The organism is Mycobacterium sp. 1245801.1, assembly GCF_001673055.1.
Lineage (GTDB): Bacteria > Actinomycetota > Actinomycetes > Mycobacteriales > Mycobacteriaceae > Mycobacterium > Mycobacterium europaeum_A.
The window spans coordinates 13,431-39,190 of sequence record NZ_LZKY01000306.1 but is presented as its reverse complement, the minus strand read 5'-3'; the positions used below and the strand labels follow the sequence as shown (position 1 = coordinate 39,190).

25 protein-coding genes are annotated in these 25,760 nt (G+C 68.5%); 17 read left to right on the top strand and 8 right to left on the bottom strand.

Annotation, left to right across the window (positions count from 1 at the left end; translation table 11 throughout):
• Positions 1–51 precede the first annotated feature (51 nt).
• Complete coding sequence (locus A5622_RS19685) at positions 52–1,884, top strand: DUF4407 domain-containing protein (protein WP_066880705.1); 1,833 nt, start codon at positions 52–54, stop codon at positions 1,882–1,884.
• Positions 1,885–1,899: 15 nt separating this feature from the next.
• On the opposite strand, the gene A5622_RS19680 is transcribed toward A5622_RS19685, so the two are convergent.
• The 4 genes from A5622_RS19680 to A5622_RS19665 all read right to left on the bottom strand — a co-directional run bounded on the left by A5622_RS19680 (position 1,900) and on the right by A5622_RS19665 (position 5,654).
• Positions 1,900–2,724, bottom strand: a complete 825-nt coding sequence (locus tag A5622_RS19680) for an SAM-dependent methyltransferase (RefSeq protein ID WP_066880703.1) — start codon at positions 2,722–2,724, stop codon at positions 1,900–1,902.
• 7 nt (positions 2,725–2,731) lie between these two features.
• Positions 2,732–3,607, bottom strand: coding sequence for an AraC family transcriptional regulator (locus A5622_RS19675; RefSeq protein WP_231998232.1), 876 nt, complete (start codon positions 3,605–3,607; stop codon positions 2,732–2,734).
• Positions 3,608–3,852: 245 nt separating this feature from the next.
• The gene (locus A5622_RS19670; RefSeq protein WP_066861389.1) at positions 3,853–4,140 is read right to left on the bottom strand and encodes an ANTAR domain-containing protein; all 288 of its coding nucleotides are present in this window, start codon (positions 4,138–4,140) and stop codon (positions 3,853–3,855) included.
• A 257-nt stretch (positions 4,141–4,397) separates the two neighbouring features.
• Complete coding sequence (locus tag A5622_RS19665) at positions 4,398–5,654, bottom strand: CaiB/BaiF CoA transferase family protein (protein ID WP_369829248.1); 1,257 nt, start codon at positions 5,652–5,654, stop codon at positions 4,398–4,400.
• A gap of 257 nt (positions 5,655–5,911) precedes the next feature.
• On the opposite strand from A5622_RS19665, the gene A5622_RS19660 reads away from it, so the two are divergent.
• The 8 genes from A5622_RS19660 to A5622_RS19625 all read left to right on the top strand — a co-directional run bounded on the left by A5622_RS19660 (position 5,912) and on the right by A5622_RS19625 (position 14,591).
• Entirely contained in the window at positions 5,912–6,775 is an 864-nt protein-coding gene (locus A5622_RS19660) for a mycofactocin-coupled SDR family oxidoreductase (RefSeq protein ID WP_066880699.1), read from the top strand.
• 43 nt (positions 6,776–6,818) lie between these two features.
• A complete protein-coding gene (locus A5622_RS19655) occupies positions 6,819–7,799 on the top strand; it encodes a thiamine pyrophosphate-dependent dehydrogenase E1 component subunit alpha (protein ID WP_066880697.1) in 981 nt (326 codons plus the stop codon).
• 3 nt (positions 7,800–7,802) lie between these two features.
• Positions 7,803–8,801, top strand: a complete 999-nt coding sequence (locus tag A5622_RS19650; RefSeq protein ID WP_066880695.1) for an alpha-ketoacid dehydrogenase subunit beta — start codon at positions 7,803–7,805, stop codon at positions 8,799–8,801.
• The gene (locus A5622_RS19645) at positions 8,794–9,030 is read left to right on the top strand and encodes a biotin/lipoyl-containing protein (protein ID WP_066880693.1); all 237 of its coding nucleotides are present in this window, start codon (positions 8,794–8,796) and stop codon (positions 9,028–9,030) included. The genes A5622_RS19650 and A5622_RS19645 overlap by 8 nt, the downstream gene beginning before the upstream one ends.
• Before the next feature lie 19 nt (positions 9,031–9,049).
• The gene (locus A5622_RS19640) at positions 9,050–9,922 is read left to right on the top strand and encodes an enoyl-CoA hydratase-related protein (RefSeq protein WP_066861372.1); all 873 of its coding nucleotides are present in this window, start codon (positions 9,050–9,052) and stop codon (positions 9,920–9,922) included.
• A gap of 7 nt (positions 9,923–9,929) precedes the next feature.
• A complete protein-coding gene (locus A5622_RS19635) occupies positions 9,930–11,459 on the top strand; it encodes an acyl-CoA synthetase (protein ID WP_066880689.1) in 1,530 nt (509 codons plus the stop codon).
• A gap of 76 nt (positions 11,460–11,535) precedes the next feature.
• Positions 11,536–12,885: an aromatic ring-hydroxylating dioxygenase subunit alpha gene (locus A5622_RS19630; RefSeq protein WP_231998007.1), complete on the top strand. Its 1,350-nt coding sequence runs from the start codon at positions 11,536–11,538 to the stop codon at positions 12,883–12,885.
• Entirely contained in the window at positions 12,882–14,591 is a 1,710-nt protein-coding gene (locus A5622_RS19625; RefSeq protein WP_066880687.1) for an FAD-binding protein, read from the top strand. The genes A5622_RS19630 and A5622_RS19625 overlap by 4 nt, the downstream gene beginning before the upstream one ends.
• On the opposite strand, the gene A5622_RS19620 is transcribed toward A5622_RS19625, so the two are convergent.
• On the bottom strand, positions 14,588–15,427 hold the full coding sequence (locus A5622_RS19620) for an enoyl-CoA hydratase-related protein (RefSeq protein ID WP_066880685.1): 840 nt from the start codon (positions 15,425–15,427) through the stop codon (positions 14,588–14,590). The two genes, A5622_RS19625 and A5622_RS19620, sit on opposite strands and share 4 nt — an antisense overlap.
• A gap of 104 nt (positions 15,428–15,531) precedes the next feature.
• Between A5622_RS19620 and A5622_RS19615 the strand changes: the two genes are divergently transcribed.
• The 4 genes from A5622_RS19615 (at position 15,532) to A5622_RS19600 (ending at position 19,112) form a co-directional block, all read left to right on the top strand.
• Positions 15,532–16,392: an SH3-like domain-containing protein gene (locus A5622_RS19615; protein ID WP_066861356.1), complete on the top strand. Its 861-nt coding sequence runs from the start codon at positions 15,532–15,534 to the stop codon at positions 16,390–16,392.
• On the top strand, positions 16,389–17,099 hold the full coding sequence (gene scnC, locus A5622_RS19610; RefSeq protein ID WP_066880683.1) for a thiocyanate hydrolase subunit gamma: 711 nt from the start codon (positions 16,389–16,391) through the stop codon (positions 17,097–17,099). The genes A5622_RS19615 and scnC overlap by 4 nt, the downstream gene beginning before the upstream one ends.
• Before the next feature lie 14 nt (positions 17,100–17,113).
• The gene (locus A5622_RS19605; RefSeq protein ID WP_066861350.1) at positions 17,114–17,464 is read left to right on the top strand and encodes an SH3-like domain-containing protein; all 351 of its coding nucleotides are present in this window, start codon (positions 17,114–17,116) and stop codon (positions 17,462–17,464) included.
• A 274-nt stretch (positions 17,465–17,738) separates the two neighbouring features.
• Positions 17,739–19,112: a DEAD/DEAH box helicase gene (locus tag A5622_RS19600; RefSeq protein WP_066880722.1), complete on the top strand. Its 1,374-nt coding sequence runs from the start codon at positions 17,739–17,741 to the stop codon at positions 19,110–19,112.
• 16 nt (positions 19,113–19,128) lie between these two features.
• On the opposite strand, the gene A5622_RS19595 is transcribed toward A5622_RS19600, so the two are convergent.
• Positions 19,129–19,674: a bifunctional 2-polyprenyl-6-hydroxyphenol methylase/3-demethylubiquinol 3-O-methyltransferase UbiG gene (locus A5622_RS19595; RefSeq protein WP_066880681.1), complete on the bottom strand. Its 546-nt coding sequence runs from the start codon at positions 19,672–19,674 to the stop codon at positions 19,129–19,131.
• A 119-nt stretch (positions 19,675–19,793) separates the two neighbouring features.
• Between A5622_RS19595 and A5622_RS19590 the strand changes: the two genes are divergently transcribed.
• Positions 19,794–20,393, top strand: a complete 600-nt coding sequence (locus tag A5622_RS19590) for a TetR/AcrR family transcriptional regulator (RefSeq protein ID WP_066861346.1) — start codon at positions 19,794–19,796, stop codon at positions 20,391–20,393.
• A gap of 43 nt (positions 20,394–20,436) precedes the next feature.
• Here A5622_RS19590 and A5622_RS19585 read toward each other — a convergent pair whose 3' ends face one another.
• Complete coding sequence (locus tag A5622_RS19585) at positions 20,437–22,203, bottom strand: amidohydrolase family protein (RefSeq protein ID WP_066880679.1); 1,767 nt, start codon at positions 22,201–22,203, stop codon at positions 20,437–20,439.
• A 205-nt stretch (positions 22,204–22,408) separates the two neighbouring features.
• On the opposite strand from A5622_RS19585, the gene A5622_RS19580 reads away from it, so the two are divergent.
• The 3 genes from A5622_RS19580 (at position 22,409) to A5622_RS19570 (ending at position 24,448) form a co-directional block, all read left to right on the top strand.
• Positions 22,409–23,080, top strand: a complete 672-nt coding sequence (locus A5622_RS19580) for a TetR/AcrR family transcriptional regulator (protein WP_066861341.1) — start codon at positions 22,409–22,411, stop codon at positions 23,078–23,080.
• Positions 23,081–23,181: 101 nt separating this feature from the next.
• Positions 23,182–23,670 carry a hypothetical protein gene (locus A5622_RS19575; protein ID WP_066880677.1) on the top strand — a complete coding sequence of 163 codons (489 nt, stop codon included), beginning with the start codon at positions 23,182–23,184 and terminating at the stop codon, positions 23,668–23,670.
• A 142-nt stretch (positions 23,671–23,812) separates the two neighbouring features.
• A complete protein-coding gene (locus tag A5622_RS19570; protein WP_066880675.1) occupies positions 23,813–24,448 on the top strand; it encodes a cutinase family protein in 636 nt (211 codons plus the stop codon).
• Positions 24,449–24,476: 28 nt separating this feature from the next.
• Here the strand turns inward: A5622_RS19570 and A5622_RS19565 are convergent, their stop codons facing one another.
• Positions 24,477–25,397, bottom strand: coding sequence for an SDR family NAD(P)-dependent oxidoreductase (locus tag A5622_RS19565; protein WP_066880673.1), 921 nt, complete (start codon positions 25,395–25,397; stop codon positions 24,477–24,479).
• Between the last annotated feature and the right edge of the window lie 363 nt (positions 25,398–25,760).

The window sequence follows — 25,760 nt, the reverse complement described above, 5'->3', positions numbered from 1 at the left end:
AGTGTCGGGCGGTGGCCTGCGAGGCTTGATGGTGGAGGTGTTTTCAGTCTTATGCCCCAAGAAGTGATCGAGCAGCCATCGGGCCTGGCCCGGGCGGCGGGGATGCTCATCTGGCTCGGCGGCGGGCACCGGCGCGAGCTGGGCGAGCGTCACGAACGGTCCGCTCATGCGGTCGCCGGCGCCGTCACGCTGTCCGGTGCGATGCTGGCCTGGCTGGTCGCGACGCTCGCGGTCACCGGCTCGACCCCCTGGCCGCTGCCGGCGGTGGTGCCCGCCACCTTGGTCTTCGGTGTGCTGGTCGGCGCCATCGGCCGCGCCACCATTCCGGGGCCCGGCCGGAGTCGCGCTGGTGTCATTGGACGCGTCGCGGTGGCGGCGGCGGTCGGCGTCGTGGTCGGTGAACTCGCGGCGCTCGTTCTGCTGTCCAGCTCGATCGCCCACCGGCTCGACGAACGGGCGTTGCGCCACGCCGAATCGGCCCCGGCCGTGGCGCGGGCAGCGGCGGCCCTGCAGCAGACCAGGGACGCCCGCACGGCACTCGACAACACCGTCGCGGCGGCCCGCGACCGTCAGGACAAGGCCTTGGTCGTCGCCCGCTGCGAATACCACCCCACCCCCGGCTGCCCGCAGACCCGGATCACCGGCGATCCCGGTGCCGGGCCCGAAACACGCACGGCCAACGAGCTTCTCGGCGATGCCCAGCACGAATTGGACACCGCCCTCGCCGCGCGCGACGGCCGCGCGCCGGGGCTGGACGCCACGATCTCGCGACAGGAGCTGGCGCTGCGTGACGCGCGGGACGGTGTCGCGGCGGACGCCGACCGCGGCCTGGGCGCGCGCTGGGTGGCGATGAACGACCTCACCGCGGCCGACGCCGGGGCGATGAGCCTGCGGCTGTTGACGATCGGGGCCTGCGTGTTGCTCTACCTGGCGCCGCTGATCCTGGGGTGCTGGCGTGGTGAGACCACGCACGATCGCCGCACCACCTCGCGGGCCGAGCGCGAACGCGCCGAACTCGACGCGGACACCGCCATCGCGATCAAACGGGCCGAGGTGCGGCGGGAGGCCGAAATCCTGTGGGCCGAGCACCAATTGACACAGGCCCGGCTTGCCGTCGAGGCGCAGACCCAGATCGACCGTGAGCAGCAACGCCGGCGGGTTTCCGAAGCCCTGGATGCTCCGGTGCACGCGCCGTCGCAGCGCGAGTTCGAGCCGGGCGACGACGACGTGTACCTGCCGATCGCCGCCGAAGCCGAGGCGGCCAGCAGGGCCATCACCCGACTGCCCACGCCGGAGCCCGCCGCCGGCTTGGCCGGTCCCGAGACCGACCTTCCGGAGCACCTGCCCGCGCCGGAGCCGTGGGGCGGCGCGGTCGAGCAACACCAAGAACGCCATGCGCCGTTGATCCCGTCGATTCCGGACGCCACCAAGGCCGCCGCCCGCTGGATCCGCCCGCTGGTGCCGCCGTTCGTGGCCAAGGTGATCGACACCACCACCCAGCCGCTACGCACCGCGCGCCAGGTGTTCGAAGGCGTCCTCGAGGAAACCGAAGAGATCACGTTCACCCTCAAGCGCACCCGCAAGGTGGCGATCAGCTCTGAGGCCTCCGACACCCGGCTGTCCGATCACCCCGCCGACACCGAAACACCCTCGGGCCGGGCGGAATTCGTCACCTCATCGCGACACCACCCCGCCGAGCGGGCGCAGCGCCGGGTGTCCGGGCGCGGGTCGGGCGCGTCCCTGCCGGGACGGTCCGCCCCTGACGCCGAGCGCCTGTCGGTCCCGCCCGCGGATCGCGACCGGCGGCGGGCGCTGACGAAGCGAGACGGTCCGCCGGAATTGGGCCCGCCCGACGGTCCGCGTGAGCTGCCGCCGCCCAAATAGCCCGCCGCTGTCGCGCTAGGACTTCGTCGCCTCGACGAAGTAGCCGCGCGGTACGCCGGGCACCTTCAGCGGGACGGCCGGATGATCCCAGCGATTCCACCTCGCGCCGGGCTCGGCGACGTCGGTGACCTCCGCCATCCAGCCGTGCCGCTCGATCAGGGTGGCCGGCGCGTCGGTGCCGAACGTCCACGGCGCGCCGCTGCGCCGCATGTACCCGAGGGTGGGTTGCATGAAGTCCGCCTCCAGCAGCGCCGCGCCGACCAGGTCGTAGCAGACACGCGAACCCGGCGCGGACAACGCATCTATTCGGGCGAACAAGACGTCGACGTCGGCGGCGTCGAGGTACTGCAGCAGGCCTTCGACCAGCCACGCGGCCGGGGTGTCCGAGGAAAACCCTTCACAGATCAGGGCTTTCGGCCAGTCGTCAGCCAGGTCGACGCCCACCGGGACGCGACGGCAGCGGGGACGCTCACCGGCGAGCCGTTGATCCTTGATTCTGATCACCTGCGGCTGGTCGACTTCGTAGACGGTGGTGGCGGGGCGCCACGGCAGCCGGTAAGCACGCGCATCCATGCCCGCCCCGAGGATCACCACCTGCGCAATGCCGTCCGACTCCGCCTTCTGCAATGCCTCGTCCCAGAACCGCGTGCGGATGGCGATCTGCGGCGAGGACGCGCCCGTCTCTGCGGCGGCCCGGGCGAGCAACGCGCGACCTTCCGCGCCGGCCAGGCGGTCGGCGAACGGGTCGGTGAAGAGCCGGTCCGGGCGCTTGCACTCCTCGGCGCGCATCGCAGCGACCAGAAATCCGGTGTCCGCTACGGCTTGTCTGGTTTCCTCCATGTGGTCATCATCTGCGCCCCGAACCGGGCGGTCTTGGATTTTTGCGCCGCTCGAACGGAACGTGGCTCGGCAACAGGATTCGCCGCCGCCGGTAGGACGTCGGCGTCATTCCACTGAACGCGCGAAACTCCCGCACCAGATGGGATTGGTCGAAGTAGCCCAGGTCGGCCGCGATGCGGGCGCCGCCGCCGGCGTCCTCGCCCAGTCGCCTCAGCGCCGCCTGGAATCGGCGAGCACGGGCGAATTCCTTTGGCGCCAAACCCACCTCGGCGCGAAACAGCGCGACGAGCCGCTTGCTCGACAATCCCGTCAGGCGGCGGAGTTCGGCCAACCGCACCGAGGGATCGGCCTCGATGGCCGCCAACGCGGCGCCCAGGCTCGGCTGTCTCGACGAGCCCATCCGCGAGAGCATGAATCGCTCGAGCAGGGCGAACCTGGCCGGGATCGACGGCGCCTCGATCAGGCGCTCGTGCAATTCGCGTCCCGCACCACCCCAGATCTCGTCGACGCCGACGGGCGCGCCGGCCAAGTCACCCAGCGACATGCCCAGAAACGGAAAAGCGCCACCGGGCCGGAAATGGATGGCCATGACGGGCTCGTCGGCCGCGATGTCCGACACATAGGACACGTTCTGCGGTCCGGTGAGGAACGCGGGCGGAACACGCTCTTCGGTCGTGCCGTCCGCGGCATAGAAGTCCAGCCGCTGCCGGGGGCCGACGTCGAAGACGACCGTCACGGCGCCGCGTGGCAGCGCCCGGCTCCGGTAGCTGCTGCCGCGGTGCAGCCAATGCCCGAAGAATTCGATGTGGTCGGCCAGTGGACCGCGCGGACGGTGCAGCCTGGGCCCGGGACCCGTCGGCCGCCCACGCTCGATTGCGGACACGACGAGAATTCTCGCACTCGACGCCGGCTCAGCGGAGCAGGGTGATCACGTAGCCCGGATCGGGGCCGGACCGCTCGCGGCACGGCTCATCCGTGGGCGCCGCAACCCCCTCGTCCGCGTCGGCCACTGCAGCCGCAGCCCGAGGGCGCCACCCTCCGAACGCGCTTTCGGGCCGATGTTTTTGTGGTTGGAGGCGGCCGGGTTACCCCTCGAAAGCTCGGCCGCCCCAACGTCTTGGTGCGCGCTCAGCAGGTAAGCGCGCGGGATTTGAACAGCGCGCCCCATTCGCGGCGGGCCGCGGACTGGGCGTCGACGAAGCTCGGGGTCTTCTCGCCGTCACCCGCCAGGTGGACCAATGCCCACGCCATCGCGAATACCGGTACCTTGTGCCGGATTGCCGCGCTGTGCAACTCGTCCAGTGCGGCGTCGGACGGACACCGGCGAAGACCGATGAGGATGCCCCGCGCGGTGTCGAGAATGCGGCCGGAGTTCGGGCCGCACGAAGTTTGGGCGGGAACCCAGTTCGTCGTCATGCTGTTGATACCTCCTGCTGCGCCCTGGTGAAACCGCTACTCGCATAGCGGCAGGAATCCGTGCGCGTCGTCGCGGCCGCAAATCCCCAAAAGGCGCCCTGTGCAATGATTTGCGGATCCGTCGCGTTGTGCCAGTCCACCACTGACATTGATACCCGGCTGTGACCGTTTCGGGATCGGTTGCTCATCGCGAAATTCGCGACCCGTGGTATCGAAACCGGCTGTGAAACAGCACAATTAGCGACCGACCGGGCCACCTACAGAATCGCCTTGGACTCCTTCGCCTTGGCGATGTCGTCCCAGCCGATGCCGAGCTCCAGCAGAATCTCCTCGGTGTGCTGGCCGTGTTCGGGGGCGCGCGCCGGAGACGGTGGCGTCTCGTTGAATTGCACTGGGGCCGCGACGATTCGGTACTTCTCCCCGCGGTCGTCGACGTTCGTCACCACATAGCCGTTGGGTTCGACCTGCGGGTCGTTGAGGGTTTCCCGCGGAGTCGCCAGCGCACCCCACACGCCGGGTTCGTCCGCGAGCACCGCCTGCCAGTGCGCGAGGTCATGGCCGGCAAACGTATTCGCCAGCAGCTCGGTCGCGGCGGCCGCATTGGCGATCAGGTTGGCCGACGGCACGAATCGGTCATCGTCGGCCAGTTCCGCCAGCCCGATGCGCCGGCAGAAGCCCGCCCAGAATTTGTCCGGCTGCAAGAACACCAGCTGGATCCACCTGCCGTCTTTCGTCTTGTACCGGTTGACCAACGGGTTGATGGCCAGGCCGGGCGGCGCACCGGGGATCCCGTCGATGTCGAAGAAGTCGGCCGCGCAGATGGATGGCGCTATCGACCACATCGCCTGCGCCAGCAGCGAAGAGTCGACGATCGTCGGTTCGCCCGTACGTTCCCGGTGGAACAGCGCGGCGCAGACGCCGCCGGCCAGCGTCGCCCCGCCCTGCAGGTCACCGAAACCGGGCCCCTGGACCGCCGGCGTCTCGCTGCCGAAGGGTGTCAGCGTGTAGGCGACCCCGCCGCGCGCCAGATAGGTTGCGGCGTCGAAGCCGCCGCGGTCGCGATCGGGGCCGCGGACGCCCAGGCCGGTGCCGCGCGCGATGATGATGTTCGGGTTGAACGAGCGGACGTCCTCGACGGTCAGCCGGGCCCGTTCGAGCGCGCCGGGCAACCAATTGGTCAAGAACACATCGGCACTGGCCAATAGCCGGCCGAACAACTCGCGACCCGTTTCCGATTTGACGTCGATGGCGATGCTGCGCTTGCCGCGGTTGCCCAGTTCGAGAATGAAGTCGGCATCCGGACGGGCCGCTTGCCGGGTGAACCCGCCGACCACCAGCGCCCGTCCGGGGTCACCGGAGGCGACGCCTTCGACCTTGATGACGTCGGCACCCCAGTCCGCCAGCGCGGCCCCGGCCGAGGGCACATAGGTCCAGGACGCCAGCTCGACGACCCGCACCCCGCGCAGGACCCCGCCGTGCACGTCAGACATCGCCAACCCCCTCGTCGCGGCCATTCCTTGCTATTTTAGATATTCTAGCTAGTCTTGGTCGTAGTGATAGCCCATCTGCAGGTCAGCGCGGTTTTTCGGGGAAGAGATGCGATGCAGCCGACCGAAGGTCTCGTTGCGACGCCCGCCGCGGTGACCGCGCGCCGTCCCGCGGCGCGGGCGGGTGAGCGGTCGCAAGGTTCCCGCTTCAGCTTCAGTGATGTCGACGAACGGCGTTGGGCGCCAACGCGGGTCGTGGTGTAGACACGGACGAAGGACGGGCGATGGGCAGGGTGACGGGCAAGGTGGCCGTGATCAGCGGGGCCGCGCGCGGGCAGGGCCGTTCACACGCGCGGATGCTGGCCGCCGAAGGTGCGGACGTCATCGCCGTGGACATCTGCGCCGACATCGACACCAACGAGTATCCCCTGGCGCGCCCCGAGGACCTGGATGAGACGGCGCGGCTGGTGGAAAAGGAGGGGCAGCGCGCGTACACCGCGGTCGCCGACGTCCGCGACCGTGTCGCGCTGTCGGCGGCCATCGACGCGGGCGTCGCCGAACTCGGGCACCTCGACGTCGTGGTGGCCAACGCCGGCATCTGCCCCCTGACCGCGGGGCTGCCCCCGAAGGCGTTCGCCGACGCGGTGGACGTGGACCTGGTCGGCGTGCTCAACCTGGTGCACGCCAGCCTCAAACACCTGCAGGCGGGCGCGTCGATCGTCGTCATCGGTTCCAACGCGGCCTTCATGTCGTCCCTGAACACCACCGGCATCGACGGCGGTCCAGGCGGAGCGGGCTACGCCTTCGCGAAACTGGCTGCCGCGCACTATGTCAACGACTTCGCCCTGGCGCTGGCGCCGTTTTCCATCCGGATGAACGCGGTGCACCCGACCAACGTCAACACCGACATGTTGCACAGCCCGCCGATGTACCGCGCCTTCCGCCCCGACCTGAAGGAGCCGACCCGCGAGGACGCCGAACCGATCTTCCCGTTCGTGCAGGCGATGCCCATCCCCTACGTCGAACCCGAGGACATCAGCGAGGCGGTGCTGTTCCTCGCGTCCGACGCCGCCCGCTATGTCACCGGACAGCAACTGCGCGTGGACGGCGGCGGCTTCCTCAAGGTCAAGCCATGGTCGGGCGCGTGACGGCGGTGGCACCGATCATCGTGCACCGCAACGGGGTTCGGCGATGACCGACAACTCCGAGATCCAGCGACGCCTCTACGAACTCATGGTGCTGATGAAGGCGGCCGACGACCGGCTGTCCAAGGGGATCGGCACCGGCGAATTCATGTGCGTGTACTGGCCCTCCCGTGGGCAGGAGGCGATCGCCGCCGCGATGGGTGTCGCGCTGCGGCCCGACGATCAGCTGGTGACCACCTACCGTGGGTTGCACGATCTCATCGGCAAGGGAGTGCCGCTCGAGGAGATCTACGGCGAGATGATGGGCCGCACCGTCGGCGCCAGCCGGGGTAAGGGCGGCACCATGCACATCGCCAAACCCGAGGTGGGCGTGATGCTTTCGACCGGCATCGTCGGCGCCGGGCCGCCGGTGGCCGTGGGACTGGCGATGGCCGCCAAACGGAAGGGACTAGACCGTGTCACGGTGGTCAGCTTCGGCGACGGCGCCACCAACACCGGCTCCTTCCACGAAGCCGCCAACATGGCCGCGCTGTGGGACCTGCCCGTGGTCTTTGTGTGCCAGAACAACCAGTACGCCGAGATGACCCCGACCGGCGACACCATGAAGCTCGAGCGGGTGGCCGATCGGGCCGCCGGATACGGGATGCCGGGGGCGCGCGTCGACGGCAACGACCCGCTGGCGGTGCAGGCCGCGCTCGAGGACGCGCTGCAGCGGGCGCGCAGCGGCGGCGGGCCGACCCTCATCGAATGTGTGACGTTCCGCTTCCGCGGCCACTATTTCGGCGACCGCATGCCCTACATCCCCGCCGAGCAACTCGAAGCGGCCATGGCCGCCGATCCGGTGCCCCGGTTCCGCTGCCACCTCGCCGAGACGGGCGCCTGCCGCGACGACGAGCTGGACCGCATCGACAGCGAGGCGGTGGCGGCGGTGGAAGCCGCGCTGCGCACCGTCCTGGCCGCGGACGCGGCATCGATCGACGAGCTCGACCGCGACGTCTATGCGGCGGCCATCGGGTTTCCGGTGTAGGACATGGCCGATCAGGAGATGACGATGCGCGAGGCCCTCAACCTCGCGCTGGATCAGGCACTCGAGGCCGACGAGCGGGTGTTCCTGCTCGGCGAGGACATCGCCGATCCCGGTGCGTCCGGTCCCACCGCGGGGTTGTCGACCAAATACGGTCACGAACGCGTGCTGGACACACCGATCTCGGAGGCCGCCATCCTGGGCGCGGCCATCGGCGCGGCCATCGACGGGCTGCTGCCGGTCGCGGAGATCATGATCATGGACTTCATCGGTATCGCCGCCGACCAACTGATCAACAACGCCGCCAAACTGCGGTTCATGACCGCCGGGCGCACGTCGGCACCCATCACCCTGCGCACCCAGGTATACGCCGGACTGGCCACCGGTGCGACGCATTCGCAGAGCCTGGAGGCCTGGTTCATGCACGTCCCCGGGATGAAGGTGATCGTGCCGTCCACCCCGCGCGACGGCAAAGGCCTGTTGACGACGGCGATCTTCGACCCCGACCCCTGCCTGTTCGTCGAAACAATCCGGCTGCAGAGCAAGAAGGGGTTCGTGCCCGTCGATCCCGGCTTCTCGATCCCGCTGGGCCAGGCCGATATCAAGCGGCCCGGCACCGACGTGAGCCTGATCGGCTACGGACGCTGCGTGCACGACGCGCTTGCCGCGGCAGCCACCCTGGCCGAGCGGGGTGTCGATGCCGAAGTCGTCGATCTGCGCACCCTGGTGCCGCTTGACGTCGGGACCATCGTCGAATCCGTCCGGCGCACCCGCCGGGCCGTCATCGTGCACGACGCCGTCCAATTCGCCGGTCCCGGAGCCGAAATCGCCGCGATCCTGTCGACCGAGTTGTTCGGCGAACTCGCCGCACCCATCGAGCGGGTCGCCGCGCGATTCGTGCCCAACCCGGCCGCCGCCGCGCTCGAGGCACAGGTGTATCCGTCGCCGGCGCGCATCGTCGCAGCGGCGCAGCGCACCTGTCAGAAGGCGAAGGTGCATGGCTGACTTCATCATTCGCATCCCCCGGGTATCGGTGGCGGTGTCCGAGGCCGAACTCACCGGCCTGCTGGTCGACGCCGGCGAACACGTCGAGGAGGGCACGCCGATCTATGTGGTCGCCACCGAGAAGGTGGAACAGGAAATCGAAGCGGGGGCATCCGGCACCGTGCGCTGGACGGGTCAGGTCGGGACCACCTACGACATCGGCGCCGAAATCGGCGTCATCACGTCCTAACGAGGAAAGGTAGAGCCCGATGGATCTCAACGAGACCCGCGAGAGAATCATCTACGAAAAGGACGGCCCGATCGCCCGCGTCACGTTGAACTGGCCGGAGAAGGCCAACGCGCAGGACCAGAAGCTGGCCGAAGAGGTCGACGCCGCGCTGGCCGACGCCGACCGCGACTACGACATCAAGGTGCTGGTGCTCAAGGCCAACGGCAAGGGCTTCTGCTCCGGGCACGCCATCGGCAACAACGCCGTCGACTACCCGTCGTTCGTCGAGAACGCCATGGTGACCGGCCACCCGTGGAAGGCGCAGTCGGACCTGTTCGTCAAGCCGACGTTGAACCTGTGGGAGTTCTCCAAGCCCACCATCGCGCAGGTGCACGGCTACTGCGTGGGCGGCGGCACGCACCTGGGCCTGACCACCGACATCGTCATCGCCTCCGAGGACGCCTACTTCTCCTACCCGCCGCTGCAGGGCTTCGGCATGCCGTCGGGTGAATGTTCCATCGAGCCTTGGGTGTTCATGAACTGGCGCCGCGCCGCCTACTACCTGTTCACCGCGGAGGTGATCGACGCCCGGAAGGCGCTGGAGGTCGGCCTGGTCAACGAGGTGGTCAAGCGGGAGGACCTCGACGACCGCGTCGACGCGATCGCGCGCCACATCGCCCAGGCGCCGTTGACGACCCTGATGCTCACCAAGGCCAACCTCAAACGCGCCTGGGAACTGATGGGCATGCGGGTGCACTGGCAGAGCTCCAACGACCTCGTCGCGCTGGCCTCCATCAGCAAGGACGTGCAACAGCTGATCCAGACCGTGTTCAAGGACAAGGTGCTGCCCTCCGAGCACGCCCGCCGCCAGGCCGCGGCCGCCGCCCAGACCGACGGCGCCGCAACAACTTAGGCCCCTGGTGAACATCGCCGACCACGCGATCGCCGCCGCACAGTCGCCGGCCCTGATCAGCGACGGCGGTACGATCTCGTTCGGCGAACTGCATGCCCGCAGCAAGCGGGTGGCCGCCGCGTTGCACGGGGCGGGGTTGCGACGCGGCGATGGCGTGGCGCTGGTGCTGCCCAACCGGCCGGAGTTTCTCGAGATCACCTGGGGCGCTCAGCTTTCCGGCCTCTACTACACCGCGGTGAACACCCATTTCCTGCCCGACGAGGTCAGCTATGTCATCGACGATTCGGACGCCAAGGCGGTGTTCGTCGATGCCGCGATGCCCGAACTGGCCGCGCACATCGGTGCCGCCCATGCCGCGGTGGTCGCCCGCTTTTCGGTCGGTGGCGCGCTGCCGGGCTGGCAGTCCTACGACGACGCGCTGGCGACGGCCGGCGAGGCCCCACCGGTGTCGGACGGGTCAGAGATGCTGTATTCGTCCGGGACCACCGGGCGGCCCAAGGCGGTGCGGCGACCGCTTCCCGCCGACGGCAACGGATCCTGGGCGCAGTCGGTGCTCGAGCTCGCGCTCATTCACAAATACGGAATGGACTCCTCGAGCGTGTACCTGTCCCCCGCGCCGCTGTATCACGCGGCCGGCGTCAACTACACCATGGCGGCCAACCGGGTGGGCGCCGCGACCGTCCTCATGCCCAAATTCGACGCCGAGGCGGTGTTGCGCCTGATCGAGACCCACCGGGTGACCCACGCGCAGTTCGTCCCGACCATGTTCGTGCGCATGCTCAAGTTGCCCGAAGCCGTCCGGCGGCGCTACGACGTGTCGAGCCTGCGGTGCGTCATCCACGCGGCGGCACCGTGCCCGGTCGATGTGAAGCACCGGATGATGGACTGGTTCGGCCCGATCATCCACGAATACTACGGCGGCACAGAGGGTTTCGCGGGCACGACGATCGGGCCACGGGAGTGGCTCGACCATCCCGGTTCGGTGGGCATTCCGATGGCCCCGGTGCACGTGGTCGGCGAGGACGGGCGGGAGCTTCCCGTCGGCCAATCCGGTGAACTCTATTTCGAGGGTGGACCGGACTTCGAATACTTCAAGGACCCCGCCAAGACCGCATCGGTGTCCAACGACCGCGGCTGGCGATCGCTCGGCGACATGGGCTATGTCGACGCCGACGGGTACCTGTACCTCACCGACCGCTCGACGTTCATGATCGTCTCCGGCGGGGTCAACATCTACCCGCAAGAGGTCGAGAATCTGCTCGTCATGCATCCGAAGCTGGTGGACGCGGCGGTGTTCGGGATCCCCAATGACGAATTCGGCGAAGAGGTCAAGGCCGTCGTGCAACCGGCCGACGGTGTCCTTCCCGGGCCGGAGCTGGAGGCAGAACTCATCGAATACTGCCGGACCCGCCTGGCCGGGTACAAGTGCCCCCGCACCGTCGAGTTCGACGTCCTGCCGCGCGACCCGAACGGCAAGCTCTACAAGAGACGCATCCGCGACCGCTATTGGCAAGGGCGGGTGTCGCGGATCTTGTGATGTGACAAGGGATGACGAGATGGCTATAGGAATGGGCAACGAGATTTCCGACCCGCACACCCCCCGCGGGTCGGCGGTGAATTGGACGCCGCTACCGGTGCCGTGGGCGGTCCAGGCCGCCGATCGAATCCCCAAGCAGCGCTACTTCGATCCGGAGTTCTACGCGCTGGAGGCGCAGCTGTTTTGGCCCCGGGTGTGGCAGATGGCCTGCCGGCTCGAGGAGATCCCGAAACCCGGCGACTACGTGGAGTACGAGATCCTCGATGACTCGATCATCGTGGTGCGCGTCGACCAGGACACCGTGCGCGCCTACCACAACGCCTGCCGGCATCGCGGCGTGAAGCTGGTGGAAGGCAACGGCAACCGGCGCACGTTCGTCTGCCCCTTCCACGGCTGGTGTTGGGGCATCGACGGGCGCAACACCTTCGTGCTGCGCCCCGAAGCGTTCGCCGAAGAGAACCTGCGTCCCGACGACCTGGAACTCGTCGCGGTGCGCTGCGAGCTCTGGGGTGGCTGCGCGTGGATCAACCTCGACGACGACGCACCGGCACTGCGCGACTGGATGGAACCGTTCGCCTCGATCTACGACGCGTGGCGGGTGGAGTCGCTGCGGGTGGAGTGGTGGCAATCGTGCCGGCTGCCGGTGAATTGGAAACTCGCGACCGCGGCGTTCATGGAGGGCTACCACGTCCCGCAGACCCATCCGCAGCTGCTGCCGTCGGCGCAGACCGGACAGCCCTGCGCGGCAGTGCATCCCGTCGTCGCGAGCAGCCTGTATTTCATGCGCACGCTCGGCGCCGGCATGGGTGGCATGACGCACGAGAACGACATTCGCATCGCCGAAGGACTGCAGCACATCGAGTTGCCGGCCGACCCGGCCGCAGCGATGGCGGGGTGGCGCGACGCGCTCAACGACGCCGTCGTCAACTGGCATCGCGCCCGCGGCAGCACCATGCCCGACCTCAACGAGCTGGTTCGGCGCGGGATCACCGACGCGATCGGATTCGCCTTCCCGCACCACTTCATCCTGCCCACCTACAGCAGCGCCTCCTCGTACCGCATCCGCCCGCTGGGTCCCGAGGAGACGCTGTTCGAGATCTGGTCGCTGACCCGGTATCCCGCGGACGCGTCGGCCGGCAAGCCCACGCCTCCCGAACCCATGGCACCCGATGACCCGCGGTGGCCGCCCATCCCGGCCCAGGATTTCTCCAACCTGCCCCGACAGCAGAAGGGCTTGCATTCCAGGGGGTTTGACTTCATGCGGTTGTCGGATCAGATCGAGGGGCTGATCTCGAATTTCGAACGCGTCATCGACGGCTTCCTGGCCGGGCTGCCCTACACCACGCTGCTGCCCGCCATCGGAAAGACCAACACCACCATCGACGTACCGATCGTCGACCTCGGCTTCGGCGCGGCGGCGCGATGACCGGCCGGTGGGACCACTCGGTGGACCTGGTCATCGCGGGCAGCGGCGGGGGCGGCATGGTCGCCGGGCTGGCCGCACTGGACTGCGGCCTCGAACCGCTGATCATCGAAAAGCAGCCGCTGGTCGGCGGTTCGACGGGGCTGTCGGGCGGCATCGTGTGGCTGCCGAACAACCCGTTGATGCGCGCCGACGGCATCGCCGACTCCCATGAGGACGGCCTGGCCTACCTGGCCGACGTGGTCGGCGACATCGGCGCGCCCTCCTCACCCGAACGACGCGAAATGTTCCTCACCGCGGGCTTCGAAATGATCAACTTCCTCACCCGCAAGGGCGTGGCGCTGATCCGCTGCGCGGGCTGGAGCGACTACTACCCGAACCACAAGGGCGGCAACGCCTCCGGTCGCGCCGTCGAGGGCATCCCGTTCGACGCCGCGCGGCTCGGCGACTGGAGCGACAAGGTGCAGCCGCCGCTGGCCAAGAACTACGGATATGTGGTGCTGACCAACGAGTTACGGTCGGTCCAGTATTTCAACCGCGCACCGCGCGCCTTCGCCGTCGCGGCGCGGGTATTCCTGCGCACCGCGATCGCCCGGGCCCGGCGGCGTCAGCTCCTCACCAACGGCGCCTCGCTGATCGCCCAGATGCTCAAGGCGCTGATCGATCTCAGCGACGGTGATCCCCCGCTGTGGACACAAGCCGCGATGACGGATCTGGTCGTCGACGACGGCCGGGTGGTCGGCGTGCGCGTCGTCCGCGACGGACGGCCGCTGACCGTCGAGGCCCGCAAGGGAGTCCTGTTGGCCGCCGGCGGTTTCGGTCACAACGAGGAGATGCGCCGCCGCTACAGCGGCAACCAGCCCAACGAGGGGAAGTGGTCGATCGCCAACGCCGGTGACACCGGCGAGGTCCTCGAGGCGGCGATGCGACTGGGCGCGAAGACCGACCTGCTGGACGAGGCCTGGTGGCTGCCTTCGGTTTTCATCGCCAACGGCGGCGCCGTCGCCGCCTCGCTCGGTTCGGGACGCCAGCGTCCCGGTGCCATCTACGTCGACTCGACCGGGCGGCGGTTCTGCAACGAGTCCAACTCCTACGTCGAGGTCGGCAAGGCGATGTACGCCAACAAGGCGGTGCCGTGCTGGATGATCTTCGACGAGGGATACGTACGCAGATACGTCACGAGCGCAAGCCCCCTGAAAACCCTGAAGCGAAACCAGCCGCTGCCGGCCGAGCTGATCGAATCCGGTGCCGTCACCCGGGCGGCGAGCATCCCCGACCTCGCCCGCCAGATCGATCTTCCCGCCGACGAACTGGCGCGCACGATTCGGCGATTCAACCAATTCTCGGCCAAGGGGCTGGATCCCGACTTCGGCCGCGGCCAGTCCGCCTACAACGACTGCCTCGGCGACCCCGGCTATCGGCCGAACGCCGCCATCGGCCCGCTCGACACCGCCCCCTACTACGCAACCAGGGTGCTGCCGGCCGACGTCGGCACGTGCGGCGGCGTCATCACCAACGAACACGCGCAGGTTCTCGACCAACAGGACCGGGTGATCGAGGGTTTGTACGCCACCGGCAACACGACCGCGACGGTGATGGGCCGGACCTATCCCGGCGCCGGCGCGAGCATCGCCAGCTCGATGGTGTTCGGGTACGTCGCCGCGCGCCATGCCGCCGGACGCAAGATCGCCGGTGAGATGAGCCGCTAGGCGGGCGATTCGGGTTTGTCGACGAATTCGCGTGGCTTCATGCCGGACTGCATCAGCTCGGCGCGCCGCGCCTGCACGTCGGACGCGGCGCCGACCATGTTGGTCAGGATGTGGCTGACCTGAAGATGGACCCGCATGCCCATCAGTTCCCACGCGCGCTTCACGTTGTTCTTGACCGCCATCAGTGTGGTCAACGGGATTTGGGCGATCTTGCGCGCCATCTCCTCAACCGTGTCCTCGAGGTCGTCGCGCGGCACTACCCGGTTGAGCAGGCCCCACTCGAGCGCCTGTTGCGCGGTCAGGGTCGGCGCCAGCAGCAGCCAGTCCATGGTGCGATGCCAGTTCATCAGCAGCCACGGCTCGATCATGGTGTGGCCGCCGGGTTCGCCGAGGCTCTGGGCGAGCGGCATCTGGAAATACGCGTCCTCGGAGGCGACGCAGAAGTCGGTCAGCAGTCCGAGATAGATGCCACCGCCCATGCAGTAGCCGTGGATTTGCGAGATGGTCGGCTTGGGAAACTCCCACAGGTACAGCGTGGGCCACAAAAACAGATCGGCGGTGCCCTTGTAGAGGTCCTCGAACGTGTCCCCGAAATCCGGATACGGGTTTTCGTCCGGGCCCCAGCGCGCCACGTGGCCGCCGCAGAATCCCCTGCCGTTGGCCTTGAGGATGACGACCTTGATGTCCTTGTCGCGGTCGGCCTCGTGCAGGCAACTGTCGACCTCGCCGACCAGCACCGCGTCCTTGGTGTTGGCCTTGTCCACCCGGTTCAGAATGATCCGCGCAATCGGCGGTTCACGCTCATAAATGACCGCTTCCAGGACGCGCCGCTCCATTGCGGTGACGTTACCGGAGACGGCGACATTCGCTTTGCGGTTGCGCAATGTCCGCCGGAAGAGTGAAGTGTACGAAGGCGCTGGACTAGTCGAATGGAGCTGGGATGACGACTGCGTCGGACCGAGCCGCACAGCTCGACCTGATAGCCCGGCTGCAATCGTCCTACCCCGAGCTCCCCGACGCTCCCACGCCGGATCTCATTGACCACGAACGCTTCAACGCCTATGTCAAGACCCCCCACGACGTCGGCGGCGAGCCGGACGCTCCCATCGAGTTCGAGAACAAGCAGTACGAGATCTGGGAGCACAACACCTATGTGCTGTGCGAGGTGCTCGGCTGGCGCGGGATCTGGTTGTCCGAGGAACGACGCCGGATGGGCAACGTCGACCTGGGCCGCACCATCTACCTCGGACTGCCCTACTACGGGCGGTGGCTGCTTGCCGTCGCACGCGTCCTCGTCGAAAAGCACCACATCGGCCTCAGCGAATTGGCCGAACGTATGGCCGAGGTCAGGGCCCGCTATGCCGACGGCCTGCGCGGAAATCCCTTGCAGGCCAAGCCCAAGTCCGAAGGCGATCCCGCCGCCGTCTCACGCAACCGGCACCACCGCCACGCCGTCGGCAAAGGCGACCCGCAGGTGTACGCCGGACAGGCCGGCGCACCGAAGTTCAACGTCGGCGACAAGGTCGTGGTCCGCGATTTGCCGGTGTTGCTCTACACCCGCACGCAGGAGTACGTGCGTGGGGCGACGGGCGAGATCGCGGTCGTCTCGTACGAAAGCCCCGCCGCCGAGGACGAGACGTGGGACGCGCCGGACCAACAACCCGAATGGTTCTACATCGTTCGATTCACTATGTCCGAACTGTGGCCCGGCTACACCGGTCCCTTCCATGACTCGCTGCAGACTGAGCTTCCCGAGCGATGGCTGCAGGCGGCCGCGACCTCTGAAGGAACGTCATCATGACCGACCACGACCACGATCACGATCACGACCGTACGGCCGCGCCGATGGTGGACGAGATCACCGATTTCGAAGTCCTCGAGATCGCGCTTCGCGAATTGTGCATCGAGAAGGGCATTTTCACCGCCGAGGAACACCGCCTGATGACGGAGTACGCGGAACAAATCGGCCCCACGCCGGCCGCCCGCCTGGTGGCCCGGGCGTGGCTGGATCCCGACTTCAAGGAGTTGGTGCGCACCGATGCGCTGGCGGCCAGCAAGGAGGTCGGGGTCGACTGGCTGGAACCGACCGGGTTCGGAACGCCGAGTGACTTCACCGCCCTGCACGTGCTGGAAGACACCCCGACGCTGCATCACGTGATCGTCTGCACGCTGTGCTCGTGCTACCCGCGCCCGATTCTGGGCAACTCGCCGGAGTGGTACCGCACCCCTAACTATCGGCGCCGCATCGTGCGCTGGCCGCGGCAGGTGCTCGCGGAATTCGGCCTGATACTCCCGGCGGACGTCGAGATCCGGGTGGAAGACTCCAACCAGAAGCATCGGTTCATGGTGATGCCCGTCCGGCCGGACGGAACGCAGGGCTGGACCGAGGACCAACTCGTCGAAATAATCACGCGCGATTGCCTGATCGGCGTCGCGTTGCCCAAGCCGGGGGTGACCACCAACGCCGTCACCCAGACGCGCCCGGCCGTCCACCCCGTCGGCGACTGACCCGGGGCGCATCGATGAGCATCGAACACTCCAGCATCGCGCCGCTGACGAAAATCGTTGAACGCAACCAGATTTGGAGCCGCATGGCGGCCAAACACGGCGTCGGCAACCCGGTGCCCCCGTGGCAGACGAGCCTGGACGGCATCTGCGATGCCCTCGATCAAAGTAATTGCGGGGCACAGGTACTCAGTTTCGCCGAGCGGCGCAGCGACGAGGACGCGCTGTCGGCAACCGTCTACGCGGGCCTGCCCTATCCGGAGAATCGGTTGGTGGCATTGGCGCACTCGCTGGTGGCGCGCGGCGTCATCGACGAAGACGAGCTGGCGGCGCGGCTGGCGGCCGTTCGTGCGCGGCTCGAAGAGTGAGCTACGCCATTTAGCCGTTCGGCGTCGCATACGCTACGCTGGCAGCAACGTTGGCTTCATGACACTGCATGCCAACACCGTCGTGGAACGCTTCCTCATCCCTCCGGTGCCAGCGAAAAGATCGCGCTTGTCACCTAGATGATCCGTGCATCGCGCACTAGCTTGTCTCGCGGCGATCGATTTTGCCATCCGGCAATCTCGCCACCTCGTGCCGATGCCGCGCGGCGTTCTCGCCTCCGGCGCGGCACCACCGATGCCCGAAAGGCACCGAAAAGTGACCACCAGCAAGACTTTCGCCGATCTCGGCGTGCGCACCCACCTGGTCGATGCGCTCGCCAAGCGCGGCCTCACCCATCCCTTCCCGATTCAAATCGAGACCCTGCCCGACACCCTGGCCGGTCGCGACGTGCTCGGTCGCGGCAAGACGGGCAGCGGCAAGACCCTGGCCTTCTCCATCCCGCTCGTCAGCCGCCTCGCGTCGGGCAGCCGGCGCCCCTCGCGGCCCTCGGGCCTGGTGCTGGCCCCCACCCGGGAACTGGCGACGCAGATCACAGCGACGCTCGAGCCACTGGCGAATGCCGCCGGCCTGCGGATCACCACGATCTTCGGCGGCGTCTCGCAAAGCCGCCAGGTGGCCGCGCTGAAGTCCGGCGTCGACATCGTGGTGGCCTGCCCGGGCCGGCTCGAGGACCTGATGAAGCAGCGGCTGATCAGCCTGGAATCCGTGCAGATCACCGTCATCGACGAGGCCGACCACATGGCCGATCTCGGCTTCCTGCCCGGCGTCACCCGGATCCTGGCCGCGACGCCGAAAGACGGCCAGCGCCTGCTGTTTTCGGCCACCCTGGACAACGGCGTCGATAAGCTCGTGCAGCGATTCCTGCGCAACGAGGTGCTGCACTCGGTCGACGAGCCCAACTCGCCGGTGCCCGAAATGACCCATCACGTCTTCCACGTCGCCAACGCCGAGGCCAAGAAAGAGGTGGTGCACCGGCTCGCCTCCGGCACCGGTCGGCGGATTCTGTTCATGCGCACCAAGCATCAGGCCCGCAAGCTCGCCAGGCAGCTCACCGAATCGGGAGTTCCGTCAGTCGACCTGCACGGCAACCTGTCTCAGCCGGCACGCGAGCGCAACCTGGCGATGTTCGCCTCGGGCGGCGCGCGGGTGCTGGTGGCGACCGACATCGCCGCGCGCGGCGTGCACGTCGACGAGGTCGAGCTCGTCGTGCACATCGACCCGCCCGCCGAGCACAAGTCCTATCTGCACCGGTCCGGGCGAACGGCGCGGGCGGGCAGCACCGGAGACGTGGTCACCGTGGTGTTGCCCGAGCAGCGCCGTGACACCCAGTTGCTGATGCGTAAGGCCGGCATCCAGGTCGCCCCGGTGCAGGTGACCGCCGCGTCCGAGGCGGTGCAGGCGCTGGTGGGCGAGGTCGCGCCCTACCAGGCCCCCGCGCCGGCCCGGGCGCCCTCGCACGCGCCGGTGCAGCATCGGGCCAACTCCGGCGGGCAGCGGCGCCGCCGGACCAGCAGGTCGCCGAGGACCAATCCCACCCCCACGGAATCGGCGATGTCGCACCGCACCGCTGCGCCTCGACGACGGCCGGATCGCCGCCGCGCCAGCCGCGCGCAGGGCGCTACCGGCTAGCCCCCGGCCGCGGCGGTCAGCGCCGGGCCAGCAGCCACGCCTGACCGTCGCCTTCGCCGGCGCCGATCAGCTCCAGGCCGGCGAACGCGGCGGGCAGTTCGCCGGCCACGGCGCGGAAGGGACCCGGGCCGGCCCCGACCTCACTCAATGCGGCGATCGCCAGCAGCCCGCCCGGCGCGAGCCGATCGATGATCGCCCGGTCGAGGCGGGGGTCGCGGAACTTGCAGCACAGGATCACATCGACCGGCGCCCCCGCCGGCAGGCCGGCGTCGAGATCGACGACGTCGAAGCGGCAGCGGTCACCCACGCCGGCCCGCTGGGCCAGTTCCCGCGCGTGGGCGATGGCCACCGGCGAGACGTCGAGGCCCAGCACCCGCAGGCCGCGTGCCGCCAGCCAGACCGAGCCGGTCCCCTGCCCGCAGGCCAGGTCGAGGGCCCGCCCCGCGGCGGGAAACACATCCGCGTGGCCCGCGAAAACGCCCGGAGGCGCAACCGAACTCAACGGTGGCGGCCCCTTGGCCGCGTACCGATCGTCCCAGCGACGCCGGTCCGCTTCGCCCATAGCCGCCACTCTAGAACCCGGCTTCTTCTGGACACTTGTCCGTTATCGGGATCCCGCGCTCGCGCCGACCGCCCGCGATGGAGGTTGTTGGTGGCAGGACCCGTTTCTACACTGGACGGGTGTCTAGAGATGCGTCGTCCCCGGCGGTCGCCGGGAAAACGGTCGGCGCGGCCCGCCGATCCGACCGCCGGCCCGGGCAGACCATCCGCAAGGTGCTCGACGCCGGGCTGGCGGAGCTGCGGGAATCCTCGTACGCGAATCTGACGATGCGCGCGGTGGCGACGCGCGCCGGGGTGTCGCCGGCCAGCGCCTACACCTACTTCCCGTCGAAAAGTGCGCTGGTGGCGGCGGTGTATCTGCGCTTCCTGCGGGACCTGCCGCTGCACACCGACGTCAACGAGACGACCAAAACCCGGGTGAGCGCAACCCTGCGGGACATGGCGGTCGTCGTCGCCGACGAGCCGGAACTGACCGCCGCCTGCGGCGCGGCCCTGATGGCCGATGATCCGGCGGTCACCCCCCTTCGCGAACAGATCGGCGAGGAAGTGGCCAAGCGGATCGCGGCCGCGCTCGGTCCGGGGTGGCCCCGCGCCGTGAGATCCACGCTGCAGATGACCTTTTCGGGTGCGCTGATGACGGCCCGGTTCGTCAGCTTCGCCGAGATCTCCGGGCAGCTCGACGAGGCGGTCAACCTCATCCTGGGTGCGTCGGTGGCCTGAAAACTGCGGCGCCCCAGCACAAACCCCCGCGCAATCGGCGCGGCTAGCCGGCGTAGGCAGGCTTTCGCGCCGACGCGCCCGCCCGGAGGAACTCACCGAATCGTTTCTCGCCCAGCTCCGGCGACGCCTTGCCGGCGCCGAACGCGAGGTTGCCGGACACCAAAACCGCCGTGACGGTGGCGTCGTTGCGGTTCACCATCCGCGACAGCCCGCCGTAGGACTCGACGGGATGTTCGGCATAGGCGTCGAGGGAGTCGTCGAGCCTCTCGGGGTCGATCACGACGATATCGGCGCGGTCGCCTTCCCGCAGGGTGCCGGCGTCGAGCTCGTACCAGGCGCCGAGCTCGCCGGTGAGCCGGTGCACGGCGTGCTCGATCGACATGAACGGCGTGCCCCGCTTCTCGGCGTCGCGCACGTGGCGCAGCAGGCGCAGCCCGGAGTTGTAGAAGGCCATGTTGCGCAGGTGCGCGCCCGCGTCCGAGAACCCCATCTGCACGCCCGGGCTTTGCGCCAGCTTCTTGAGCAGTTCGGGCCGGTGGTTGGAGATCGTGGTGCGCCAGCGCAGCTTTTCGCCGTGCTCGAGCACCAGGTCGAGGAACGCGTCGACCGGGTGCAGGCCGCCGCGGTCCAGGCCCACCTGCCCGAACGACTTACCGACGACCGATTCGTCGGGGCAGGCCACGATGTCGGCATCGAAGAAGTCGCGGTGCCACACCCGGGGGCCGTACTTCTGGTCGTAGTCCTTGCGGAACTGCCGCCGGTAGTCCTCGTCGCGCATCAGCTCGTTGCGGGTGATCTCGTCCTGTAGGTGCAGGGCCGCGGCGCCGGAGCCGAACTCCTCGAAGATCACCAGCGAAATCCCGTCGGCGTAGACCTCGAACGGGACCGGCAGATGCTGCCAGCGGAAATCGGCGCCGAGCGCGTTGACCATCCGCGCCAGCCAGTCCATCAGGTAGATGACGGGCGGCAGGGACTTGACGTCGGCGGCCGAGAGCAGGCAGGTCTTCAACCGGCGGCGCCCCACCCCGAGGGAGGTGGCCAACTGGGAAACGATCGACAGCGGGTTCTTGATATCGGGGCCCGACTGCAGGATCTTGTTGCGCCGCCGCAGGATGGCGTTCAGGCGCCGCAGCTCGCGAGGCTTGGCATAGGTCGACGGCAGGGTGCGCGACCGGCAGACCTCGCCGTCGAGTTTGTCGAACAGCAGTTGCTGCGAGGACAACCCGACGAAGCCTTCGTCGAGCGCCTCTTCCAGCATCGCCTCCATCCGCGCGAGTTCGGCCGCCGACGGGCGGACGTCCTTGCGGGTCGCCCGGTCCAGGCCCATCGTGGCGGCGCGCATGTCGGAGTGCCCGATGAACGCCGCGATGTTGGGGCCCAGGTTCAGCCGCTCGAGCGCGGCCACATATTCCTTGGGGCTGTTCCACGACCGGGTCGCGTTGAGCTGCTCGATGACATAGCGCCGCGGAATCGCCTCCACGCGGCCGAAGATGTCGCCCGCGTCGACATTGTCCAGGTACACCGTGGACAGCGAGCAGGACCCCAACATCACGGTCGTCACGCCGTGTCGCAGCGATTCGGAAAGCGCCGGCTCACAGAGGGTTTCGATGTCGTAGTGGGTGTGAATGTCGATGATGCCGGGGATCACCCACTGACCGGTGGCGTCGATGACCCGGGCGCCGGTGGTGTCCAGCGGGCCCTTGGCGATGGTGACGACCCGCCCGTCCCGCACGCCGATGTCCCGGTAGGCCGACGGCCCGCCCGTCCCGTCGAACCAGCGTCCGTTGGCGATCACGGTGTCATACTGCATCGGTCGGCCTTTCTGTTGCGCCGGGCGCGTGGGGAGACCGTCGGGCCGCTGCCTCGGAGATCCGCAGTGATCATACATAATGCCCGTTTTGTCTTGCCGCGTAATCGGCGCCCGACCGCGCGGTTAGCCAGCACCGTTGACGCCCCCGCAGACGATATGATCCAGCGGTGGGGTTCATCGGCTACGGGTTTGCCGTCCGTTAATCATGCGCAGTCACGGTTGGGCGGGAAACACCCCCGCGTCGGACGCGGAGGCGATCGAGCGCATCCTGGACGCAGCAGACAAGATCATCGACGAACGCGGCTCGGCGATGCGGATCGCCGACGTGGCACGCGCGCTGGGGGTCACCCGCCAGACCGTCTATCGGTACTTTCCCGGCACGCAGGCCTTGCTGGTGGCGTCGGCGATGCGGTCGGCCGACGGCTTCCTCGATCGCATGGCAGCCCATCTCGAAGGTGTCACCGATCCGGTGGTGGCCATCACCGAAGGCATGGCTTTCGCGGTCGAAGAGCTCGCCTCGGACAACCAGGTCGAATTCGTGCTCAACCAGCGCCACCGCGGCGGCCAGAAGGTGTCGATCGTCTCCGATACCGCGTTGGCGTTCGGCCGTTCGATGTTGCACCGCTACGACATCGACTGGGAGCGTTACGGTTTCGATGAGGCGGGCCTGGACGAGCTGAACGAATTCTCGCTGCGGGTTCTGCATTCCTTCCTGGCGGACCCGGGACGGCCACCGCGCACCGGCGACGATCTGCGCCGCTACCTCAGCCGCTGGATCGGGCCGGCGATCGCCTACCCGCAGCTGGTCCGCGCCATGGATGCCCTCGGCGCGCCCGAGCCGGCCCCAACGCGCCGCCGGTCCTCGAAAGCGTCCTGATCCCGGGCGCGGAGCGGCGATTTTGACCATACACATTCGCCGTTATGTCTTGAAGTCGCGCGCGGGCGATGCGCTAATCCTCAATGGGCCGACGCTGTCCAATGATCGAAGGAGGCCTCGACGTGGTGGGTTTGGCACAGGTCGCGCTGAACAGCGCGCCCATCTTTGGTGGCGCGCTGCTCGCGGTGGCGGCCGGGCAATTCCGGGGTCCTGATTACCGCGAAGCGATCAAGCAGGACATGGACCTGCTCGACCGACTCCCGCCCGAAGACGTCGACAGGCGCGCCGAATTGCGGCGCAGCATCGAGGGTCGCGTCGACGACCTGATCGATGCGGCGGACCGCAGCCGCGTGCTGCGCCGGGCCGCGCTGTCCTACCACGGCAACTGGCGGGACGGGGTCCTGCTGCTCTGTGCCGTGCTCTTCACGATCATCTGGTGGAACGTCAGTCACACCAGGGACAACTGGCTGCCGATGTTCGTCGTGTTGATCCTGCTGTGCGTGGTGGCTGCCGCGTACACATTCCGCGGCGCGCTGCACGCCGCCCAGTCCGCGTTCCGCGCGAAGCGGCAGGGTCGCGCCCACAGGTAGCGCAGCTCGTCGACGTGACCAGTCGACGTGGAGGTCTTCGTCACATCCGGGGCGGGGACGATCCGCACGACGCGCGCGCGGCGGCGTCCTGTGGCAGGATCGCGATGTGAAGGCCCATCCTTTCGCCGTGTTGACTTGTGCTGTGCTGTCGCCGTTTTCGGCTCTGCTGATCGGCCCGGTCGAGCCGGCGTCCGCAGAACCATGCCCCGACGTCGAGGTGGTGTTCGCCCGGGGCACCACCGAGCCCCCAGGTATCGGCCGCATCGGCCAGAGCTTCGTCGACACCCTGCGTTCGCACGTCGGCGGGAAGTCGGTGGGGGTTTATCCGGTCAACTATCCGGCCACTACCGACTTTCCCACCGCCGCCGACGGCATCAGCGACGCCGGCAATCACGTCGAGCAGATGGCCGCGAATTGCCCGCGCACCAAGATGGTGCTGGGCGGCTACTCGCAGGGCGCGGCGGTGATGGGCTTCGTCACCGAAAGCGCCGTACCCGACGGCGTGCACCTGGTGCAGGCGCTGCAGCCGATGCCGGCCGAGGTGGCCAACCACGTGGCCGCGGTGGCGCTGTTCGGCAAGCCGTCGAGCCAGTTCATGAGCATCATCAACGAGCCACCGGTGACCATCGGGCCGCTGTACGCGGCGAAGACCCTCGAGTTGTGCGTGCCCGGCGATCCGGTGTGTTCCGACGCGGGCAACCCCGCCGCGCACCGGCAGTACGTCGAGGCAGGCATGGTCGACCAGGCGGCCGATTTCGCCGCCAAGCGCCTCTCGTAAGCGGGGCGCGCGGACGCCTCAGGCGTGGCTAGGTCGCCGACTTTCCGGCCGGTTCTTCGGCGCGCGTGCCGCTGACCATCTCGTGCACGTCCTGCACCGACCACGGCCCGGCTTGGTGGTGGTCGCGGTAGCCCAGCAGCCGCGGCGTTTGGCGATCGAAACTGCCCACGAAACCGCCTGCGGCAACAAGGATTTGACCCGTCACGTCGCGCGATAGGTCACCGGCCAGATACGCGTAGACCGGTGCGACGAACTCGGGCGGAGCGCTGTCGAGCGAGGCCCGCATGGTCATCTCGTCGAGCAGCCCCCGGCGGTGCAGGTCTTCGATGTGCTTCTCGTAGTCGGCGCCGGTAGACAGCCGGGTCCTGGCCCCGGGGCACACCACGTTGGCCCGCACGCCGTAGGGCTTCAGTTCGGCGGCGATCGCCATCGTCAGGCCGTTGACGGCGCCCTTGCCCGCCGGATATCCGGTGCCGCCGTAGTCACCCAGGAACGCCACCGAGCTGGTGTTGACGATGGCGCCGTGCCCCTGGGCGGCGAGCACCGGAGCGGCCACCCGGCAGGTGTGGAACACCGTGCCGAGGTGACCGCTGATCAGACGGTCGAACTCGGCCGGGGAGACGGTCAGGATCGACGAACCGGGCGGTTCGGCGATCCCGGCGCAATTGATCAGCGTGTCCAACCGCCCGAACGTGCTCACGCATGCGTCGACGAGCCGACGGGCGACGCGCTCGTCGTCCGCGGCTCCCACCACCGCGTGGGCCCGCCCGCCGACCGCCGTGATCGCCGCGACCGTTTCGTGCACGGCCTGTTCGTCGCGCCCGTTGACGACGACGCCGGCACCGAGGCTGCCCAGCAGCTCGGCGACCGCGCGGCCGATACCGCGACTACCGCCCGAAACCACCACACCGTGCCCCGACAGCGGGCCCTCGGGACCGATTCGGCTCATCGCAAGCTCCGGTGTGCGCCAACCGGTGCGCACCGTAAAGCGTTGCCCGCGAATTGCTCTCGCGGCCGGCTGATGGGCACGCGCTCGACGGTGGTCACGAACATTAGGCGAACAGTACCCAGCCGACTCAGAAATGAGAACGCAAACCCACGTTTACCTCGCACGCGGCGCTGCACGCCGCCGGCAACCCGCCAACACGGGCAGGTTTGGCACCTCGTCGCCGCCATCGCGCTGCACAAACGCACCCCCGGCGGCGCCGGGTGCGGCCCCGCTGCCCCGCCGGGCAAAGCCGCGTACCGTCCACCGGGCGTGGCAGGTAAAGCAATCACCTCAGGTAGAAGTGGCCCCGAATCGGCCCGAATC

Bases quoted from the DNA above. Each gene is read 5' to 3' on its own strand.
- A5622_RS19685 (WP_066880705.1), top strand. From the start codon at position 52: ATGCCCCAAGAAGTGATCGAGCAGCCATCGGGCCTGGCCCGGGCGGCG.
- A5622_RS19680 (WP_066880703.1), bottom strand. From the start codon at position 2,724: ATGGAGGAAACCAGACAAGCCGTAGCGGACACCGGATTTCTGGTCGCT.
- A5622_RS19670 (WP_066861389.1), bottom strand. From the start codon at position 4,140: ATGACGACGAACTGGGTTCCCGCCCAAACTTCGTGCGGCCCGAACTCC.
- A5622_RS19665 (WP_369829248.1), bottom strand. From the start codon at position 5,654: ATGGCCGCGACGAGGGGGTTGGCGATGTCTGACGTGCACGGCGGGGTC.
- A5622_RS19660 (WP_066880699.1), top strand. From the start codon at position 5,912: ATGGGCAGGGTGACGGGCAAGGTGGCCGTGATCAGCGGGGCCGCGCGC.
- A5622_RS19655 (WP_066880697.1), top strand. From the start codon at position 6,819: ATGACCGACAACTCCGAGATCCAGCGACGCCTCTACGAACTCATGGTG.
- A5622_RS19650 (WP_066880695.1), top strand. From the start codon at position 7,803: ATGGCCGATCAGGAGATGACGATGCGCGAGGCCCTCAACCTCGCGCTG.
- A5622_RS19645 (WP_066880693.1), top strand. From the start codon at position 8,794: ATGGCTGACTTCATCATTCGCATCCCCCGGGTATCGGTGGCGGTGTCC.
- A5622_RS19640 (WP_066861372.1), top strand. From the start codon at position 9,050: ATGGATCTCAACGAGACCCGCGAGAGAATCATCTACGAAAAGGACGGC.
- A5622_RS19625 (WP_066880687.1), top strand. From the start codon at position 12,882: ATGACCGGCCGGTGGGACCACTCGGTGGACCTGGTCATCGCGGGCAGC.
- A5622_RS19620 (WP_066880685.1), bottom strand. From the start codon at position 15,427: ATGGAGCGGCGCGTCCTGGAAGCGGTCATTTATGAGCGTGAACCGCCG.
- A5622_RS19615 (WP_066861356.1), top strand. From the start codon at position 15,532: ATGACGACTGCGTCGGACCGAGCCGCACAGCTCGACCTGATAGCCCGG.
- scnC (WP_066880683.1), top strand. From the start codon at position 16,389: ATGACCGACCACGACCACGATCACGATCACGACCGTACGGCCGCGCCG.
- A5622_RS19605 (WP_066861350.1), top strand. From the start codon at position 17,114: ATGAGCATCGAACACTCCAGCATCGCGCCGCTGACGAAAATCGTTGAA.
- A5622_RS19595 (WP_066880681.1), bottom strand. From the start codon at position 19,674: ATGGGCGAAGCGGACCGGCGTCGCTGGGACGATCGGTACGCGGCCAAG.
- A5622_RS19585 (WP_066880679.1), bottom strand. From the start codon at position 22,203: ATGCAGTATGACACCGTGATCGCCAACGGACGCTGGTTCGACGGGACG.
- A5622_RS19580 (WP_066861341.1), top strand. From the start codon at position 22,409: ATGCGCAGTCACGGTTGGGCGGGAAACACCCCCGCGTCGGACGCGGAG.
- A5622_RS19575 (WP_066880677.1), top strand. From the start codon at position 23,182: ATGATCGAAGGAGGCCTCGACGTGGTGGGTTTGGCACAGGTCGCGCTG.
- A5622_RS19565 (WP_066880673.1), bottom strand. From the start codon at position 25,397: ATGAGCCGAATCGGTCCCGAGGGCCCGCTGTCGGGGCACGGTGTGGTG.